Source organism: Streptococcus sp. HMSC061D10 (assembly GCF_001808865.1).
Lineage (GTDB): Bacteria > Bacillota > Bacilli > Lactobacillales > Streptococcaceae > Streptococcus.
Window position 1 is genome coordinate 111,835 of record NZ_KV794988.1, and the last position, 19,257, is coordinate 131,091.

A 19,257-nucleotide genomic window follows, 5' to 3' on the forward strand; every position below is an offset into this window, starting at 1 on the left:
ATGTGAACAATAAAAAATCTCCTGTTTTACAGGAGATTTTTTATTACATTGAGTAGTTTGGTGCTTCATTTGTGATTTGCACATCGTGTGGATGGCTTTCTTTTAGACCGGCACCTGACATTTCGATAAATTGAGCATTATCATGCAATTCTTTAAGGTTAGCTGCACCACAATACCCCATACCAGATCGGATACCACCAATCATTTGGAATACGATATCAGCTGCTGCTCCTTTATATGCAACACGTCCTTCAATTCCTTCTGGAACAAGTTTGTTTGCTTCATTGACAGAGCCTTGGAAGTAGCGGTCGCTTGAACCCTTCTTCATTGCAGCGATTGAACCCATACCACGGTAAGTCTTGAACTTACGTCCTTGGAAGATTTCAGTTTCACCTGGAGCTTCATCTGTTCCCGCAAACATTGATCCAAGCATTACTGCATTTCCACCAGCAGCAAGAGCTTTAACAATATCTCCAGAATACTTGATTCCACCGTCGGCAATAATTGTTTTGCCATATTCACGCGCAACTGCCGCTGCATCATAGATAGCTGTAACTTGTGGAACTCCGACACCTGCAATAACACGAGTTGTACAAATTGAACCTGGCCCAATACCAACTTTAACAACATCAACTCCTGCGTCATAAAGGGCACGCGCACCTTCAGCAGTAGCGATATTTCCGGCAATCAGTGTACGGTCTGGGAAATGCGCACGGATTTCAGCGATTTTACGAAGAACACCCGCTGAGTGACCATGAGCAGTATCGATAACAATGGCATCAGCCCCTGCTTCAAAGAGTGCTTCTGCACGTTCAAATGTATCAGAAGTAACACCTACCGCACCAGCAACAAGAAGGCGACCAAATTCATCTTTTGCAGCATTTGGAAATTCAATTACTTTTTCAATATCTTTGATTGTGATCAAGCCAGAAAGACGACCTTTTTCATCAACCAGTGGAAGTTTTTCAATACGGTGTTCTTGAAGAATGCTCTCAGCAGTTTTTAAGTCTGTACCAACTGGAGCAGTAACCAAGTTTTCACTGGTCATGTGTTTTGAAATTGGTTGGTTATAGTCAGAAATAAAACGAAGGTCTCGGTTTGTTAAAATACCAACCAATTTACGATTTTCAAGAGTTTCAACCACTGGAACACCACTGATACGGTAACGTCCCATGAGTTCATCTGCTTCTGCAATTGTATGCTCTGGAGTCAAGAAGAATGGATCAATGATAACACCATTTTCAGAACGTTTTACCTTACGAACTTCATCTGCCTGCTGCTCAATAGACATATTTTTATGGATAACACCAAGACCACCTGCACGCGCAATAGCAATAGCCATTTGGCTTTCTGTTACAGTATCCATGGCTGCTGTAATAATTGGGATATTTAAAGTCAAATTATCTGCCAATTTTGTTGTTAAATCCGCATCATTAGGCAATACATGACTCTCTGCTGGAATAAGCAATACATCATCAAAGGTAAAACCTTTTTTCAAAAATTTAGTGTCCCAATTAGACATTGAAGTTTCCTCTTTTCTTTCTTTTTGAGCTTGACGCTTTTTGTATTGTATCTATCATACCATTCTATGAAAATTTGTCAATTATATTGATAATAGATACTGTAAAAAAACTATCCCTTTAACTTTAAAGAAGAGATAGTTTTAGAGTTCGTATTTTATCTATTAATGAAAGTAATTTAGACCCATTGCTGATTTTACTTCTGATAGCGTTTGGCCAGCAACTTCTCGAGCTTTTTCACTACCTTTTTGAAGCATATTATACACTTCACCCATATCTTTGGCATATTCAAGGCGACGTTCACGGATTGGACCAAGTTCACGTTCTAGGATTTCCAGTAGATAACGTTTAGTTTTTACATCACCTAAACCTCCACGTTGATAATGCTCTTTCATGTCAGCAATTTCTTGAGCATCTTCAGGACGTCCGAAAACATCTAAATAATGGAAAACCATATTTCCTTCAATCTTACCTGGATCCTCGACACGAATGTGATCTGGATCTGTATACATACTCATTACTTTCTTACGCAAAGTATCTGCATCATCTGACAAGTAGATACCATTATTAAGCGATTTAGACATTTTGGCATTTCCATCAAGACCAGGTAAGCGACCTGCTCCTTCATTTTCAGGATAAATTCCTTCCGGTTCTACTAAAACATCACAATTATAGGCATGGTTGAATGAACGTACAATCTCACGCGTTTGTTCAATCATCGGTTTTTGGTCTGTACCTACAGGAACATAGTTAGCCTTAAAAGCTGTGATATCTGCTGCTTGAGCAATTGGATAAACTAAAAATCCAGTTGGAATACTTTCTCCAAAGCCTTTCTGAGCAATTTCTGTCTTTACAGTAGGGTTACGCTCCAAACGAGCCAAAGAAACTAAATTCATGTAATACATAGACAACTCTGCCAATTCTGGAATTTGACTTTGAATGAAAATCGTTGATTTATTAGGATCTAATCCCACTGCAAGATAGTCCAAGGCAACATTCCCAATAGACTCTACAATAGTTTGTGGATCTTTTGCATGGTCAGTTAAAGCTTGCTGGTCAGCCAAAAAAACAAACATGTCATATTTATCTTCTTGCTGTAATAAGACACGATTTTTTAAGCTACCAACGTAGTGCCCAATATGTAATTTACCCGTTGGACGATCTCCTGTTAAAATAATGGGTTTATTCATCTTATTCTCCTTTGATATGGTCCTTTCAATTATAGCATTTTTTTGATAAAAAGACAGATAAATTTTTTTATCAAATAATTACGATTTCAACTACTCAAATGTAAACTATTTGTAAACATCCTTTACAAATAATTGACAGATAAAAATTTGAATATTTGCTGATTTTCTAGTAGAATTAGAGTATTACATATAATAGGAGAAAAAAATTGCTAACAGTATCTGATGTTTCACTACGTTTTAGTGATCGCAAACTTTTTGATGAGGTCAACATCAAATTTACAGAAGGAAACACCTATGGTTTAATTGGTGCTAACGGTGCAGGTAAATCAACATTTTTAAAAATCTTAGCTGGTGATATCGAACCTACAACTGGTCATGTTTCTCTTGGACCTGATGAACGTCTTTCTGTGCTTCGTCAAAATCACTTTGACTATGAGGATGAACGTGTTATTGATGTTGTTATCATGGGTAATGAAAAACTATACAACATCATGAAAGAAAAAGATGCTATCTATATGAAAGCAGACTTTACTGATGAAGATGGAGTTCGTGCAGCTGAGCTTGAAGGAGAATTTGCTGAACTAGGTGGTTGGGAAGCTGAGAGTGAAGCTTCACAACTCTTGCAAAACTTGAATATCCCTGAAGATCTTCATTACCAAAATATGAGTGAACTAGCAAATGGAGATAAAGTGAAAGTTCTCCTTGCTAAAGCCTTGTTTGGTAAACCAGATGTTCTTCTTCTAGACGAGCCAACCAACGGTCTTGATATCCAATCTATTACTTGGTTAGAAGATTTCTTGATTGACTTTGATAACACCGTTATTGTCGTATCCCATGACCGTCACTTCTTAAACAAAGTATGTACTCACATGGCCGACCTTGACTTTGGAAAAATCAAACTCTATGTCGGAAACTACGATTTCTGGAAAGAATCTTCTGAGCTTGCTGCTAAATTGCTAGCAGACCGTAATGCAAAAGCAGAAGAAAAAATTAAGCAACTCCAAGAATTCGTTGCTCGATTCTCTGCTAATGCTTCTAAATCAAGACAAGCAACATCACGTAAGAAAATGCTTGATAAGATTGAACTTGAAGAAATTGTGCCATCTAGTCGTAAATATCCATTTATCAACTTTAAAGCTGAACGAGAAATCGGTAACGATCTCTTGACAGTAGAAAATCTATCTGTCAAGATTGATGGCGAAACTATTCTTGATAACATCAGCTTTATCTTGCGTCCAGGTGACAAGACAGCTCTTATCGGACAAAACGATATCCAAACAACTGCTCTCATCCGTGCTATTATGGGTGATATCGACTATGAAGGAACTGTCAAGTGGGGAGTTACAACTAGTCGTTCTTACTTACCAAAAGACAATTCAGCTGATTTTGCTGGGGGTGAATCTATTCTTGACTGGTTGCGCCAATTTGCAAGTAAAGAAGAAGATGACAATACCTTCTTGCGTGGTTTCCTTGGTCGTATGCTCTTCTCTGGAGATGAGGTTAACAAACCTGTAAATGTCTTGTCAGGGGGGGAAAAGGTGCGCGTGATGCTATCGAAACTCATGCTTTTGAAATCAAATGTTCTAGTACTTGACGATCCTACTAATCACTTAGATTTGGAATCTATTTCAAGTTTGAACGATGGATTGAAAAACTTCAAAGAATCTATCATCTTTGCCAGCCATGACCATGAATTCATTCAAACATTGGCTAACCACATTATTGTCCTATCTAAAAACGGTGTAATCGACCGTATCGATGAAACCTATGATGAATTCCTAGAAAATGCTGAAGTACAAGCAAAAGTCAAAGAACTTTGGAAAGACTGAATAATACTTTAAAACTCAGTTGGATTAACCAACTGAGTTTTCTAACATTCTATGAGGTAACATGAAAACATTTTTCAGAAACTATTGGACCTATCTTATTTCTTTCATCATTCCCCTAGTGATTATGTTCGGAGTCTATCTTTCTCAAGGTATCTACTGGAATAGTGATACTTCACCTTTATTAGGGGATGGATTTCATCAATATGTTATTTTTGATCTTAATCTTCGTAATATTTTACATGGGAGTGATAGTCTATTTTATACTTTTACCAGCGGTCTAGGTCTCAATTTTTATGCCTTGTCCAGTTATTACCTTGGTAGTTTTCTATCTCCTCTTGTTTATTTTTTTGATGTATCAAGCATGCCAGATGCAGTTTATCTTTCAACCTTGTTGAAATTTGGTTTGATAGGTCTGTCAACCTTTTTTAGCTTGAGTATAATATTCAAAAATTTACCAACACCACTCAGATTATCTTTATCTACCTCTTATGCTTTAATGAGCTTTACAGTTAGTCAACTTGAGATTAAAACCTGGTTAGATGTTTTTATTTTAATCCCCTTAATTTTAACTGGTTTACATCTACTCATAACGGAAAAAAATCGTATTCTATACTTTACAAGTTTGTCAATATTATTTATCCAAAACTACTATTTTGGTTATATGACTGCCCTGTTTTTGGTAGTTTGGTATTTTTGCCAACTTTCCTGGGATTTTAAAAGTCGCAAGTATTCTTTCCTTGATTTTTTCCTAACATCCTTACTCGCTGGTTTAATAAGTTTCATCATGACACTCCCAACCTTGTTTGATTTAAGAACTCATGGTGAAAAACTAACCGCTATTACAAAAATAAAAACAGATGCCAGTTGGTATCTAGATCTATTCGCTAAACAATTTATTGGTGCTTTCGATACAACTAAATATGGTTCTATCCCAATGATTTTTGTTGGCCTCCTTCCTTTTATCTTAACAATTGTATTCTTTACATTAAAATCAATTAAGTTTCACGTGAAACTATGCTATGCAACTCTACTCATTATCATCATTGCTAGTTTTTATCTAGAAGCCTTAGATTTATTTTGGCAAGGAATGCACGCACCAAATATGTTTCTTCATCGCTATGCGTGGATTTTCTCTACTCTTTTAATTTATATATCAGCAGAAGTTTTTAATAGAGTTAAAGATATAAAATTGTGGAACGTTTTATTCTCAATAACTTTACTTTTATCTGGCTATCTGGCAACCATTTATTTTAAAAATCATTATTCGTTTTTAACTAAATTAAATATACTCTTAACGCTTGAATTCTTAGTGGTATACTTACTGCTACTATTGACACTTATTAAAAAAAAGATTTCTCTAAAAATCTTTTCAATTCTTATTTTGATCTTTACAGTAAGTGAAATTAGTTTTAATGCTTCATCGCAATTCAATGGAATTACGAAAGAATGGGGATTTGCTTCTCGTAGTACCTATGATAAAGATATTCCAAGTATGGAAGCTATTTTGGAGTATACCAAACAGCAACCAGATACATTTACACGAACTGAAAAATTGCAGACACAAACTGGAAATGATAGCATGAAATTTAACTACAATGGCATTTCACAATTTTCATCTGTTCGTAATCGTTCTGCAAGTACAACGTTAGATAAGTTGGGTTTTAAATCTTCAGGTACCAACCTTAATCTTCGTTATGCAAATAACACTATCATTGTAGATAGTTTATTTGGAATCAGCTATAATATTTCTGAAACCTATCCAGATAAATATGGTTTTCATCCAAGCTATCAAAAAGGTAATCTAACCCTTTATAAAAATCAGGTTGCTCTCCCAATTGCTTTTGCTACACAGTCTCTTTACAAAGATGTCACTTTCAATGACCATACTCTTGATAATCAGACTCAATTTTTAAATCAAATTGCTGGCTTAAATGAAGAGTACTTTTATCCGATAAATCATCATACAGACTCTGGTGACAACGTGGTCAATCTAAACGGAACTGATACTGAAGATGCAGCTATCAGCTACAGTATTGAAGTACCTGATAATAGTCAGTTTTACCTTTCCATGACTAAGCTAAATTTTTCAAATGATAAGAAAAAGCAAGTTGACATCATTGTCAATGGTGAAAAAAAATCCTTTACCACAGATAATGCTTTTACATTTTTTAATCTTGGATATACAGAAAACAAACAAACTTTTGATATCCAGGTTAAGTTTCCAGGAAATGCTCAAGTATCATTTGAATCTCCAACTTTCTATCGCTTAGATACTAAGAAATATACGGAGGCTATACGCAAAATAAAAGAAAATCCAGTAGAAGTGAGCTCTTATAAAAATAAAGTCACTGTAAATTATAAGGTAAAGAATGAGACATCGATCTTTTTCACAATTCCTTACGACCGAGGATGGTCTGCTTACCAAAATGGTAAAAAATTACAAATTCAACAGGCACAAACTGGATTTATGAAAATTGATGTTCCTGAAGGTGAAGGAACTATTACCCTTTCCTTTATACCAAAAGGATTTATTGCTGGTGCAAGTTGTTCTCTTATAGCCATTATTGTCTTTATTTTTTATGATATTCAAAGAAAAAAATATTCTATATAAAAAAACTATCGACCAAATCGGTCGATAGTTTTTAGTCTTCTTCTACTTTTTTAGGTTGATAGGCAAGCATTCCTAAAATAACAAAAATCATTACTGTAAAGATAAGGAAAATAATCTGACTATGAATATTGCCTGTCATAGAAATGGTTTGTCGTAGACCTGAAACTGAATAACTCATAGGTAACCATGGGTTAATAGTTTTAAAGAATTGATTCGTCAAAGCTAAAGGATAAGTTCCTGCACTTGATGCTAATTGAAGGAGTAATAAAATTAAGGAGAAGAAGGCACCTAGGCGAGAATTCCAGGTTGTCAATGCTGTTACCATCGCCATGAAAGCAAGACTGGTTAAAATAATCAAAGCAAAGGTCTTGAATTCGTGAACTGCAGTCAGTCCGATTAAATGTACTCCACCATAAACTAATACTCCTGCCAAACCAGCAATGATACCGTTAATTTCAAAGCGAGACTTAAACCAAGCCCAGCGACTTTCTGGATGACGCCCAGAAGGCAATTTAGCAAAAATCATATTAGTTGAAATAGCAGCAACAAAAAGAGCAACTGATATCATATATGGAGCCATGGCAATTCCATTAACTGCTACTTGGTCCTTATCAGTTTTTGAAAGACTTAGAGGATCAGCTAGTAAATCTGCATTTGTTGGTTCAGTTGAAGCCTGTTTCAATTGCCCCTCAGCCTCTGTCAAACCTTGATTTAATTGACTTGAACCATCACTTAATTTTCCAAGTCCTGATTGTAGAATTTCTGATCCTTGAGCAAGTTGATCTGCTCCACTAGCTATTTTTTCAGAACCATTAGATAGTTGATTTGCACCAGAAACTAGCTGGTCTGATTTATCAGCTAATTGTTGAGAGCCCGCTTGTAATTGATTAAATCCAGCGGTTAAATCTGATGTTTTATTATTTACTTGGTTGACACCTGATGCAAGTTTATCAATTCCTGTTGCTAATTCTGGTGCATTCTCTGCTAACTTAGCAGTAGCACCTGTCAATGTAGAAGATTTTTCTGTCAACTGATTAGAACCTTGTAGCAACTTATTGAAACTTCCTGTCAAGTTCGAATTTTTCGAACTCAACTGACTTGCTCCTAAAGCTACTTGGTCTACAGATTTTGTATAGCTGTCAATACCAGATGCAAGAGTTTGACTAGCTGGCAATAACTGACCATCAATTGCTGTTTGAACCTGTGTTAATCCACTTGACAAACTTGTCAATGTTGAAGAAGCAGTTGGTAATAATTGACTTGAGTGATTCTTTAATTGAGTTAGACTATCTGTTTGAGTGGTTACATTTTCTAAAGAAGATTGTAACGTTTGAACTGTAGTTAAAATTGTTCGTGCTGACTCACTAGTAGAAGATGATGGATTAGAAACCACAGAAGTTATTTCTGCCTGTTGGTCAGGAGTTAAGCTTTGATAAGCACTAGTAGATTGAATAGTTGACAAAGTAGTTTCTTTTTCAGATTGATTTGAAGTAATGATACTTTGTGCTGAATTTGCAATGGTTGAAAGACTACTAGAAAGCTGGTTTGTTACTTGTGTTATCTTTCCACTATCTGCTGTTTGAATATTTTGAATAGCTTGATTCAATTGCTCTAAACTAGTTGCTAATTGTTTAATCTTATCTCTTTGTTGAGTTGATAAACTTAATTGACTAGACAGTTCTTGAATTCCTTGATTAAGTTGGGTAAGTCCTGTACGCAAGGTCTCTGATTGTTTAGAAATCTGATTTGCACCTGATGATAGACTTTGAACTCCATTTGTATAAGTATCAATACCAAGTGAAAATTGATTTAATCCTGAATTTAGTTGAGAAACACCACCTGTATAGGCTTGTGTGCCTGAATCAAGTTGAGTCAATCCTGATACCAGTGCCGGTGTCTGTGAATTCAGTTGGTTTAATCCATTGTCGATTTGTGAAATAGCGCTGGTATATTGATTTAAACCAGTATTAAAATTACCAAGACCAAGATTTAACTGATTTACACCAGCTGTATAGGTTCCTAAACCTGTAGATAATTGATCAGCACCATTAGAAAATGTGAGACTCGATTGAGCTAAGGTTTGAAGATTGGTTGTTAAGGTTTGACTCCCATCAGAAAGCTGATTCGAACCATCAGCCAATTGTAAACTTGCATTTGCAGCTTGAGATAAACCAAGTTTTAAATCACCCATCTTTTTAAATAAAGCTTTAGTATAAGATTGAGTAACATTAGTAGCCACTGTCTGTTTCATTTGTGTCATGGCAGAATCACTCATCTTGCTTGCAGTAAAACTATGACCACTTGATGTCTGATAGTCAATCGTCATCTGTTCAGGATGATTTGTAAGGATAGAAGAAGCTTTCTCAGAAAGATTACTTGGCAACGTTACGACCATGTAATAATCTCCATCCCGCAGTCCTCTTTCTCCCTCACCTTCATCTACAAAATGAAAATCCAAGCTATTACTATCTTTTAAATTAGACACCATGTCTTCACCAATAGTAAGTTTTTCATCATTATAAGTAGCAGCTTGATCCTTATTAACAATTGCTACAGGTAACTCCGAAAGTTTACCATATGGATCCCACATTGATGATAAGAAAATGATATTGTAAAGAGCTGGAATTAAGGAAATTCCTATCATGACAATAATAAATGTCGGTTTTTTAAAGATTGCTTTCCATTCTTTAAACATATTGTCTCCTTTTTTAAACTACTTGTCTAAATTTTTGATATAATAGATTATACATAAAAAAATTAAAAAGACAAGATAAAAAAACTATTTTTGAACATATTGTCTAAAAATGTTCATCTGGAGGGAACATGCAAGAAAGTAATAAACGATTAAAAACCAAGCGTATTATCGAAAATGCCATGGTAGAATTATTGATGGAACAACCATTCGATCAGATTACAACTGTTAAATTAGCACAAAAAGCTGGAATTAGCCGCTCCAGTTTCTATACTCATTACAAAGATAAATACGATATGATTGAACATTACCAAAGTAAACTATTTCATACCTTCGAATATATCTTTCAAAAACATGCTAATCACAAACGAAATGCTATTCTAGAAGTATTTGAATACTTAGAATCAGAACCACTTCTAGCAGCTCTTTTATCTGAAAATGGAACCAAGGAAATTCAAAATTTCTTGAGAAATAAACTTCACATCCTACTGAGCACAGACCTTCAAAAACGTTTTATGCAACTCAAACTAAATGAAATAGAATTAGAATACAGTAGCGTCTACCTGACAAATGCTCTCTTTGGAGTCTGTCAAACCTGGATTGCCCACGGAAAAAAAGAAAGTCCACAAGAAATCACAGACTTTTTAATGAAAATGTTAAGGGATACAAATTAATAAAAAAGCTCTATAATATTTATAGGAAATCACCCCCCTATGAATATTATGGAGCCTATTTTGTTATTCTTATTAGGCTAAGGCAATACAATTTCCTTAGTTTTATTTTCGGACACAAATCATTATCTATCCGTATGTTAGGTATGCCTCCCTTCATTACATCGGACAAAGAATCAAAAAAAGGAACACCAAATTAGTGTTCCTTTCATCTGACTCCGCCAGTAGGACTCGAACCTACGACATCATGATTAACAGTCATGCGCTACTACCAACTGAGCTATGGCGGATTAAATAGTCCGTACGGAATTCGAACCCGTGTTACCGTTATGAAAAGACGATTTCTTAACCAACGGATCCTCTACCTGTAGCAGATATAACCATTATATCAATTTATCAAAAATTGTCAATTACTTTTTTTGGTTTTTAGCCATTAGTTCTCTCAATTTTTTAGTTTTTAGGCGAGAGATAGGACAACGATGATCTTCATAAAATACAACTTCCATTTTTTTACGATCAATTTCTCTCACATTACCGATATTGACTAAAAATGACTTGTGAGCTAGATAAAAACGTTGGGTTTCCTTATCCTTTTCTTGAATATCTGTCATTGTTCCATAAAATTCTTTTGCAAAATTCTTACCTACAATTCGTAATTTATGAGAAGTTCCAGTTGTCTCAATGTAGAGAATATCATGATAAGGAATACAAAGATCATTTCCTTTATAACTATAATCAAAATAATCAACGACTGATTGGTTTTCAAGTAAAGTAGTTTTAGTGTAAAGCACACAGTCGGCAACTCTATTTTTAAAAACTTGATCACTGGTTTCTTTATCAATGAAATCCAATGCTGAAACTTTGTATTTATAAGTCAAGGTAGCAAATTCAGATCGACTTGTAATAAAAACAATAATGGCATAAGGATTGCGGTGACGAATAAATTGAGCAACCTCAAATCCTTTTCTCTCAATTCCATTGATATCAATATCTAGAAAATAAAGCTGATTAACTTCATCATGCTCTACATATTCCATAAACTCTCTCACTTTTCCTGTTGTTTTATAGGAGATAGGAATATTTGTTTCCTTAGATATTTTATTCAAAGTTGTTTCCAACCTTACTTGGTGTTCTATAATATCTTCTAAAATTAATACTTTCATATCAGTTCCCTCTTAAATCTAATCACTTGTTTAAATACATCATTATCAATTTCTGTTTCTAAAATAACATTGTCATATTTTCCTAAAATTTCTTTAACATTATTGAGTCCAAGTCCTCTATGTCTTCCTTTAGTTGAAAATCCTAATTCAAATAAATCTTCGGATTTTACCTTTCTTTTTTTACAAGAATTTTGGATGACAACTAGGGTTTCAAGATCCAACTTGATGATAGCTACCTCTAGTTGTTTCTGATAGCTTTCAACTGCCCCTTCAACAGCATTATTGAGCAGAACACTCATCACGCGCACCAAGTCTAATAATTCCATAGACAAAGGTGTGATGATATCTTTTACCTCTAATGTGTACTCTACATCATTAGTTTTCGCATTGACAATAGATTGAGCAATCAAACTACGAAGAGCTGAATCCTCAATATTGTTCAAATCAAAATAAGTATACTTGTCTGAACGTAATTTTTGATTCGCCTTTACAAGAACTTCACTGTAAACTCTGTCAATTTCTTGTAAATCTTTACTTTCGATCGCCATTCTTAAGCTGACAAGCATGCCTGTATAATCATGGCGAAAACCACGAATTTCATTATATAAAGTAACAATCTCATCCGTGTAAGTTTGTAAATGTTTTTGCTCAAACTTCTTTTGTTCCAATTCAATCTCTTTTTCTATCTGAACCTTGTGAGAATTCATAGAAAAGAAAGTCAAAAGTAGGCCAACAAAAATAATGGATGATAAAATACTTCCAAAACCATTTAAGTGGCGAATCGTACTCACGATATCTGAAGTGAAAGAGACAACGTGTAGAAAAATAAATGTAAAGAGCACTTTTTTCAGAAAAGGATATAGATAGTCTTTATCAAAATATTTAAATTCGAGATGGAAATAAGAAACAACAACTTTAATAACCAAATAAGTTAAGATCAGGATAAATAGAGAAAAATAATTGTTATACTTCAATGCAAACTCATCTCCTGTAATAGATGATAAGGTTACTGATAAAAAGTTATTAGTACTATTATATAAAAGAGAAAATAATAGACTGATAAAAATTCCCTTAGATTTCTCATACTTCTTAAATCCAACAAAGTAACCAAATAGAAGGAAAGGAAATAAAAATTTAGACAATCCAAAACTACTAGCAAATACCAAATAAGTACCTTCTTCCACTGTCAATTGTAGTAGAAAGATATAAATACTAAAAATACATTGTTCTTTTCTAGTTGCTTTACAAATCCATTTATAAATTTTACTAATAATAAAAACATAAAAAATAGCTATTACCACACCAAATAAATCCATTATGTTCTCCCTATCTTACTTCAATAAACTACTTCTTCGGAAATATTTTATTTAAAAACTTAAAACTCTTAATATCCCCACCTCTAATTTCCTGCAGTTCTTTTTCGTTCAATTGTTGGAAATCTTTCATCTGAGCAAAATCTGTATTCTTTTTCATAATATAAACTCCTATAATGTTTTTCTTGTAAATTAACTTACAAAAATATTATATAAAATCTACGATACCTATAGACAATTATTTCTCAAATGCTCAAATTTTATTCTGAAATGTCAAATTTTTACAAAAAAAGCTGGGATTTTTTCCCAGCTTACGATTTAACACTGATCCCAGCAGGATTCGAACCTGCGACCGTTCGCTTAGAAGGCGAATGCTCTATCCAGCTGAGCTATGAGACCTTACTAATCTATCTTATCAAAAAAAGCTAGCTTAGTCAATCATCTATTTATGATAGGGAGAGCCCTGTTGAATCGAAAACGCTCTATAAATTTGTTCTACTAAGACTAATCTCATTAGTTGATGAGGAAGCGTCAATCTACCAAAACTAACAGAGAGATTGGCTCTCTTTTTCACCTCTGGAGATAGTCCTAAACTCCCACCAATGATAAAAGTGATTGTCGAAAATCCATTGATAGAAGCTCTTTCAAGCTGCTTACTGAACTCTTCAGAAGAAAAAGTTGTTCCTTCAATAGCTAAAACAACTACAAAATCACGTTCCCCTACTTTAGCAAGAATGCGATTCCCTTCCAACTCCAAAATCTTTTGATTTTCAGATTCGCTGGCCCGATCTGGTGTTTTTTCATCAGCCAACTCAATCATTTCTAGATTAGCAAAGCGTGAAATTCTCTTGGAGTATTCTGCTATGCCATCTTTGAGATATTTTTCTTTCAGTTTTCCAACTGTTACCACTTTAATTTTCATTCTTCTATTCTAACATATTCACACTCAATTTCACATCTTATTCACAGATAAGATTTTGAAAAACTTCAATAAATTCACAGTTTTTTGAAAGTTATCCACAGATTGTGAAAAACTTTTTTGTTTTTAAGCCTGGATTAAGCTAGCTATTTTATACTTTCATTGATAGAAAAAACATGGAGGCTTCTATGAAAAACTTAAAAACTAGTTCCAAAAAATTGGGACAACTTTTATTAGTCATTCTCATTAGCTTTTTTAGTGGGATTTTAGGTACTTTTACAACATTGCAGCTCAGTCAAAAACAAAATAGTGGTACGACAACTACAACGACTGTCAGCAAAACAGCTGTAAAAAATGAAAACTCAACTACACAAGCAGTCGATAAAGTTAAAGATGCTGTTGTATCTGTCATTACTTACTCATCAAACTCTCAAAATAGTTTACTCGGACCTGATGAAACTGATACAGATACCAATGCTGAACAAGTATACAGCGAAGGTTCTGGGGTCATTTATAAAAAGGAAGGGGATACTGCCTACCTTGTAACCAATACTCACGTTATTAATGGCGCTAAAAAAGTTGATATTCGTTTAGCAGATGGCACAAAAGTCCCTGGTGAAATTGTGGGTTCTGATACTTATTCAGATATTGCCGTTGTAAAAATTGCTGCAGATAAGGTCACTACAGTAGCTGAATTTGGTGATTCTAATCAACTAACAGTTGGAGAAACAGCTATTGCAATCGGAAGTCCTCTAGGTTCTGAATATGCTAATACTGTGACACAGGGGATTGTATCAAGTTTAAATAGAAATGTCTCTCTAAAATCTGAAGACGGACAAGCTATCTCAACCAATGCTATTCAAACAGATACAGCTATTAACCCTGGTAACTCTGGCGGTCCTTTGATTAATATCCAAGGCCAAGTTATCGGTATTACATCAAGTAAGATTGCCTCTAATGGTGGAACATCTGTCGAAGGTCTTGGTTTTGCCATTCCTGCAAATGACGTAATCAATATTATTAAACAATTAGAAAAAGATGGAAAAGTAACTCGACCTGCTCTTGGAATCCACATGGTTAACTTATCAAATCTTAGTACAACTGATCTTCAAAAACTAAAACTTCCTGGAAATATTACTTCTGGTGTCGCTGTTCGTTCTGTTCAAAAAAATATGCCTGCCAATGGACATCTGCAACAATATGACGTCATTACAAAAATAGATGATAAAGCTATTTCTTCCACTACTGAATTACAAAGTGCTCTATATAGTCACTCTATTGGAGACAGTATGACTGTTACTTACTACCGTGATGGTAAGGAAGAAACAACAACTATTAAATTAGATAAGAGTACTAGTGATTTAGATAAGTAATTTACAGATATGTAAAGTTGCTTTACAGAATATCTAAGTTGTGATAATGTAGAGTTATGGAAGAATTTAAAATTGTTCAAATAAAAGATATTCAAAAAAATCCCTATCAACCTCGTAAGGAATTTTCAGAAGAAAAAATACAAGAACTGGCACAATCTATTAAGGAAAACGGCTTGATTCAGCCTATTATCGTTAGAAAATCTCCAGTACTTGGATATGAAATTCTAGCTGGAGAAAGGCGGTATCGTGCTTCAATAGCTGCTGGTCTTGCCGAAGTTCCTGTCATTGTTAAGCAACTTTCTGATCAAGATATGATGCTTCATTCTATCATTGAGAATCTCCAACGAGAAAATTTAAATCCTATAGAGGAAGCTAAAGCATATCAGTCCTTAATTGATAAAGGTTTTACCCACACAGAAATTGCTGAAAAAATGGGGAAATCTCGACCTTATATTACAAACCTAGTTCGATTGTTAGGGCTACCTAAACATATCCTAACAGAAGTTGAAAGTGGGAAGCTTTCCCAAGCTCATGCTAGACTCCTCATTCAATTATCAAGTGATAAACAAGATAAACTCTTGAATCGTATTCAAACTGAAAATCTCTCTGTTCGACAAGTTGAACAAATACTACAAAAAACAAAGAAGATCAGCAAAAAAGAAAAAGATTACTTTGTCAAAGAGGAAGAGCAAACATTAAAAAAAATACTCGGATTAGAAGTTCATATTAAGCTACAAAAAAAAGATAGTGGTAAAATTACTATTTCTTTCCATAACCAAGATGAATACCAACAATTTATTAACAGCCTGAAATAAGGCTGTTATTTTAGTATTCTTAACGAACATAGTTATCCACTTGATTTTAGTTTTTAAAAGCCCAATATTTCAGAATTTTTCTTAGTTATCCACATTTTGTGGATAACAGTTAAAAACATTGTTAATTGTTTTCCACAAGTTGTGGAAAAATAATCTTATCTATGGTAAAATGATTCTATCAATAAACCTTTTAAATTCTATAGTAAAGGAGGAGAAAATCATTGAAAGAAAAACAATTTTGGAATCGTATTTTAGAACTTGCGCATGATCGGTTGACTCAATCAGTTTATGATTTTTACATCTTAGATGCAACCCTGGTTAAAGTAGAAGATGCCACTGCAACGATTTTCTTACCCCGAGATGAGATGCAGATATTTTGGGAAAGAAATATTAATGGAATCCTTTTAACAGCAGGTTTTGAAATCTATGATACTGAAATAAAGGCGCATTATATCTTTACGAAAGTTGAAGAAGCTGCCTCTCAAGTGGCTATAGAACCTGATTCTATTAGCGTTTATCAGACAAGTCCCTCCACTATTCCATATTCTGAAACTGGACTCAAGGAAAAGTATACTTTCGATAATTTTGTCCAAGGAAATGGTAATGTTTGGGCTAAGTCAGCAGCTTTAGCAGTTTCTGAAGATCCTGGACTAACTTATAATCCTCTATTTATCTATGGAGGGCCTGGTCTTGGAAAAACCCACCTACTAAATGCCCTTGGCAATGAAATTCTAAAAAAGAGCCCTAATGCGCGTGTTAAATATATTCCTGCTGAAAGCTTTATTAATGAATTTTTAGATCATTTGAGACTTAATGATATGAAGAATTTTAAAAAAACCTATCGAAGCCTAGATCTCCTTCTTATTGATGATATTCAATCTCTTAGTGGAAATAAAGTGCAAACTCAGGATGAATTTTTTAATACATTTAACGCCCTTCACAATAATAATAAGCAGATTGTTTTGACAAGCGACCGTAGACCTGAACATTTAGAGAGTCTTCCTGAACGTCTGGTCACGCGCTTCTCGTGGGGATTAACAACAGATATAACACCACCTGATTTTGAAACACGTATTGCGATTTTACAGAGTAAGACTGAACATCTCAATTATCATTTTCAGAATGATACACTCGAATATTTGGCTGGACAATTTGACTCGAACGTGAGAGAGCTAGAGGGTGCACTCAACGACATAAGCTTGATGGCCAAAGTCAAAAAGATTAACAATATCACAGTTGACATCGCTGCTGAGGCTATTCGTGCTCGCAAACAAGACGTCAGCAAAATGATTGTGATTCCAATTGATAAAATCCAAACAGAAGTTGGAAACTTCTATGGTGTTAGTGTCAAGGAAATGAAAGGAACTAGACGTGTTCAAAATATCGTTTTAGCCCGTCAAGTTGCCATGTATCTAGCCAGAGAAATGACTGATAATAGCCTTCCTAAGATTGGAAAAGAGTTTGGTGGTAAAGACCACACAACGGTCATTCACGCTCATGGAAAAATCAAATCCATGCTTGAAACAGATGATAATTTACGTATAGAAATTGAAAACATCAAAAAGAAAATTAAATAACTTGTGGATAACTTTTAAAAAAATATCTCATTTATCCACATCTTTTAAACAAGGCTCTGTCCTTGAGTTTTCTTGATTACAAGTGTTTTTCCACAGATTTCACACACTCTATTATTACTATTATCCTTCTAATAATAAAAAGAATAAAGGAGAATCCATGATTCATTTTTCAATTAATAAAAACTTATTTTTACAAGCCTTAAATACAACAAAGAGAGCTATTAGCTCAAAGAATGCAATTCCTATTTTATCGACTGTAAAAATTGATGTTACCAATGAAGGAATTACCTTGATTGGATCAAATGGTCAAATCTCAATCGAAAATTTTATATCGCAAAAAAATGAAAATGCAGGTCTCTTGATTAACTCTTTAGGTTCAGTTCTACTGGAAGCTTCTTTCTTTATCAATGTTGTTTCAAGTCTTCCAGATGTAACACTTGATTTTAAAGAGATTGAACAAAAGCAAATTGTCTTAACTAGTGGAAAATCAGAGATTACTCTTAAAGGAAAAGATAGCGAGCAATATCCACGTATTCAGGAAATTTCTGCAAGCAATCCTTTAGTTCTTGAAACAAAACTTCTTAAAAAGATTATCAATGAAACAGCTTTTGCAGCTAGCACCCAAGAAAGCCGTCCTATTTTGACGGGGGTACATTTTGTCTTGAGCAATCATAAAGAATTAAAAACAGTTGCGACAGACTCTCACCGTCTCAGTCAGAAAAAGTTGACTCTTGAAAAAAATAGCGATGATTTTGATGTTGTCATCCCAAGTCGTTCGCTACGTGAATTTTCAGCTGTTTTTACTGATGATATCGAAACAGTGGAGATTTTCTTCGCCAATAATCAAATTCTCTTTAGAAGTGAAAATATTAGCTTCTACACACGTCTCTTAGAAGGAAATTATCCAGATACCGATCGATTGATTCCAACAGATTTCAATACAACAGTGACTTTTGACGTTGCTAAACTACGCCAGTCTATGGAACGTGCTCGCCTCTTATCAAGTGCGACACAAAATGGTACTGTTAAATTAGAAATCAAAGAAGGAATTGTAAGTGCCCATGTTCACTCTCCAGAAGTAGGGAAAGTAAACGAAGAAATTGATACTGAAAATGTAAGTGGTGCTGATTTGACAATTAGTTTCAACCCAACTTATTTGATTGAAGCACTAAAAGCTCTAAATAGCGAAAAGGTTACAATCAGCTTTATTTCTGCAGTTCGTCCATTTACTCTGGTTCCAGCTGATACAGATGAAGATTTCATGCAGCTCATCACGCCAGTTCGTACAAATTAATGGAAAGAGGTTGAGCCTAGCTCGCCTCTTTTATGATATAATCGAAAAAGAAAAAGGAGACTAACTATGTATCAAGTTGGAAATTTTGTTGAAATGAAAAAAACACATGCTTGTACGATTAAGTCAACAGGCAAAAAGGCAAATCGCTGGGAAATTACTCGTGTTGGTGCAGATATCAAAATAAAATGTAGCAATTGTGATCATGTGGTCATGATGAGTCGCTATGATTTTGAAAGAAAAATGAGTAAAATCATCGACTAAAACCCCATCGTAAGAGAGTTAGCAAGTTT

At 34.4% G+C, this 19,257-nt stretch carries 15 protein-coding genes and 2 tRNA genes; 8 read left to right on the top strand and 9 right to left on the bottom strand.

What is annotated here, in order from left to right; genetic code table 11:
- Positions 1 to 43 precede the first annotated feature (43 nt).
- Together guaB and trpS are read right to left on the bottom strand one after the other, a co-directional pair.
- On the bottom strand, positions 44 to 1,522 hold the full coding sequence (guaB, locus tag HMPREF2728_RS00805; RefSeq protein WP_000073437.1) for an IMP dehydrogenase: 1,479 nt from the start codon (positions 1,520 to 1,522) through the stop codon (positions 44 to 46).
- 162 nt (positions 1,523 to 1,684) lie between these two features.
- A complete protein-coding gene (gene trpS, locus HMPREF2728_RS00810; protein WP_001039667.1) occupies positions 1,685 to 2,710 on the bottom strand; it encodes a tryptophan--tRNA ligase in 1,026 nt (341 codons plus the stop codon).
- Between the two features lie 206 nt (positions 2,711 to 2,916).
- Between trpS and HMPREF2728_RS00815 the strand changes: the two genes are divergently transcribed.
- Entirely contained in the window at positions 2,917 to 4,539 is a 1,623-nt protein-coding gene (locus HMPREF2728_RS00815) for an ATP-binding cassette domain-containing protein (protein ID WP_045762408.1), read from the top strand.
- Positions 4,540 to 4,600: 61 nt separating this feature from the next.
- Complete coding sequence (locus HMPREF2728_RS00820) at positions 4,601 to 7,150, top strand: YfhO family protein (protein WP_075226784.1); 2,550 nt, start codon at positions 4,601 to 4,603, stop codon at positions 7,148 to 7,150.
- A 31-nt stretch (positions 7,151 to 7,181) separates the two neighbouring features.
- Here HMPREF2728_RS00820 and HMPREF2728_RS00825 read toward each other — a convergent pair whose 3' ends face one another.
- Positions 7,182 to 9,845 carry a YhgE/Pip domain-containing protein gene (locus HMPREF2728_RS00825; RefSeq protein ID WP_075226785.1) on the bottom strand — a complete coding sequence of 888 codons (2,664 nt, stop codon included), beginning with the start codon at positions 9,843 to 9,845 and terminating at the stop codon, positions 7,182 to 7,184.
- A 128-nt stretch (positions 9,846 to 9,973) separates the two neighbouring features.
- On the opposite strand from HMPREF2728_RS00825, the gene HMPREF2728_RS00830 reads away from it, so the two are divergent.
- Entirely contained in the window at positions 9,974 to 10,516 is a 543-nt protein-coding gene (locus HMPREF2728_RS00830) for a TetR/AcrR family transcriptional regulator (RefSeq protein WP_070458211.1), read from the top strand.
- 213 nt (positions 10,517 to 10,729) lie between these two features.
- On the opposite strand, the gene HMPREF2728_RS00835 is transcribed toward HMPREF2728_RS00830, so the two are convergent.
- From HMPREF2728_RS00835 to rlmH, 6 genes are all read right to left on the bottom strand, one after another.
- A tRNA-Asn gene (locus HMPREF2728_RS00835) sits at positions 10,730 to 10,803 on the bottom strand.
- 120 nt (positions 10,804 to 10,923) lie between these two features.
- A complete protein-coding gene (gene comE / locus HMPREF2728_RS00840) occupies positions 10,924 to 11,676 on the bottom strand; it encodes a competence system response regulator transcription factor ComE (protein ID WP_049530388.1) in 753 nt (250 codons plus the stop codon).
- Positions 11,673 to 12,992: a competence system sensor histidine kinase ComD gene (gene comD, locus HMPREF2728_RS00845; protein ID WP_075226786.1), complete on the bottom strand. Its 1,320-nt coding sequence runs from the start codon at positions 12,990 to 12,992 to the stop codon at positions 11,673 to 11,675. The genes comE and comD overlap by 4 nt, the downstream gene beginning before the upstream one ends.
- 28 nt (positions 12,993 to 13,020) lie before the next feature.
- Entirely contained in the window at positions 13,021 to 13,149 is a 129-nt protein-coding gene (locus HMPREF2728_RS10480; RefSeq protein WP_148130237.1) for a bacteriocin, read from the bottom strand.
- A gap of 165 nt (positions 13,150 to 13,314) precedes the next feature.
- Positions 13,315 to 13,388: transfer RNA gene (locus HMPREF2728_RS00850), tRNA-Arg, on the bottom strand.
- Between the two features lie 43 nt (positions 13,389 to 13,431).
- Entirely contained in the window at positions 13,432 to 13,911 is a 480-nt protein-coding gene (gene rlmH, locus HMPREF2728_RS00855; RefSeq protein WP_000695942.1) for a 23S rRNA (pseudouridine(1915)-N(3))-methyltransferase RlmH, read from the bottom strand.
- A gap of 185 nt (positions 13,912 to 14,096) precedes the next feature.
- Here rlmH and HMPREF2728_RS00860 point away from each other — a divergent pair, with 185 nt between their 5' ends.
- The 5 genes from HMPREF2728_RS00860 to HMPREF2728_RS00880 all read left to right on the top strand — a co-directional run bounded on the left by HMPREF2728_RS00860 (position 14,097) and on the right by HMPREF2728_RS00880 (position 19,228).
- A complete protein-coding gene (locus tag HMPREF2728_RS00860; RefSeq protein ID WP_075226787.1) occupies positions 14,097 to 15,281 on the top strand; it encodes a serine protease HtrA in 1,185 nt (394 codons plus the stop codon).
- A 56-nt stretch (positions 15,282 to 15,337) separates the two neighbouring features.
- The gene (locus HMPREF2728_RS00865; RefSeq protein WP_075226788.1) at positions 15,338 to 16,096 is read left to right on the top strand and encodes a ParB/RepB/Spo0J family partition protein; all 759 of its coding nucleotides are present in this window, start codon (positions 15,338 to 15,340) and stop codon (positions 16,094 to 16,096) included.
- A 221-nt stretch (positions 16,097 to 16,317) separates the two neighbouring features.
- Positions 16,318 to 17,673, top strand: a complete 1,356-nt coding sequence (dnaA, locus tag HMPREF2728_RS00870; RefSeq protein ID WP_075226789.1) for a chromosomal replication initiator protein DnaA — start codon at positions 16,318 to 16,320, stop codon at positions 17,671 to 17,673.
- 157 nt (positions 17,674 to 17,830) lie between these two features.
- Positions 17,831 to 18,967 carry a DNA polymerase III subunit beta gene (dnaN, locus tag HMPREF2728_RS00875; protein WP_049503816.1) on the top strand — a complete coding sequence of 379 codons (1,137 nt, stop codon included), beginning with the start codon at positions 17,831 to 17,833 and terminating at the stop codon, positions 18,965 to 18,967.
- A gap of 66 nt (positions 18,968 to 19,033) precedes the next feature.
- The gene (locus HMPREF2728_RS00880; RefSeq protein ID WP_075226790.1) at positions 19,034 to 19,228 is read left to right on the top strand and encodes a DUF951 domain-containing protein; all 195 of its coding nucleotides are present in this window, start codon (positions 19,034 to 19,036) and stop codon (positions 19,226 to 19,228) included.
- The last annotated feature ends 29 nt before the right edge of the window (positions 19,229 to 19,257 follow it).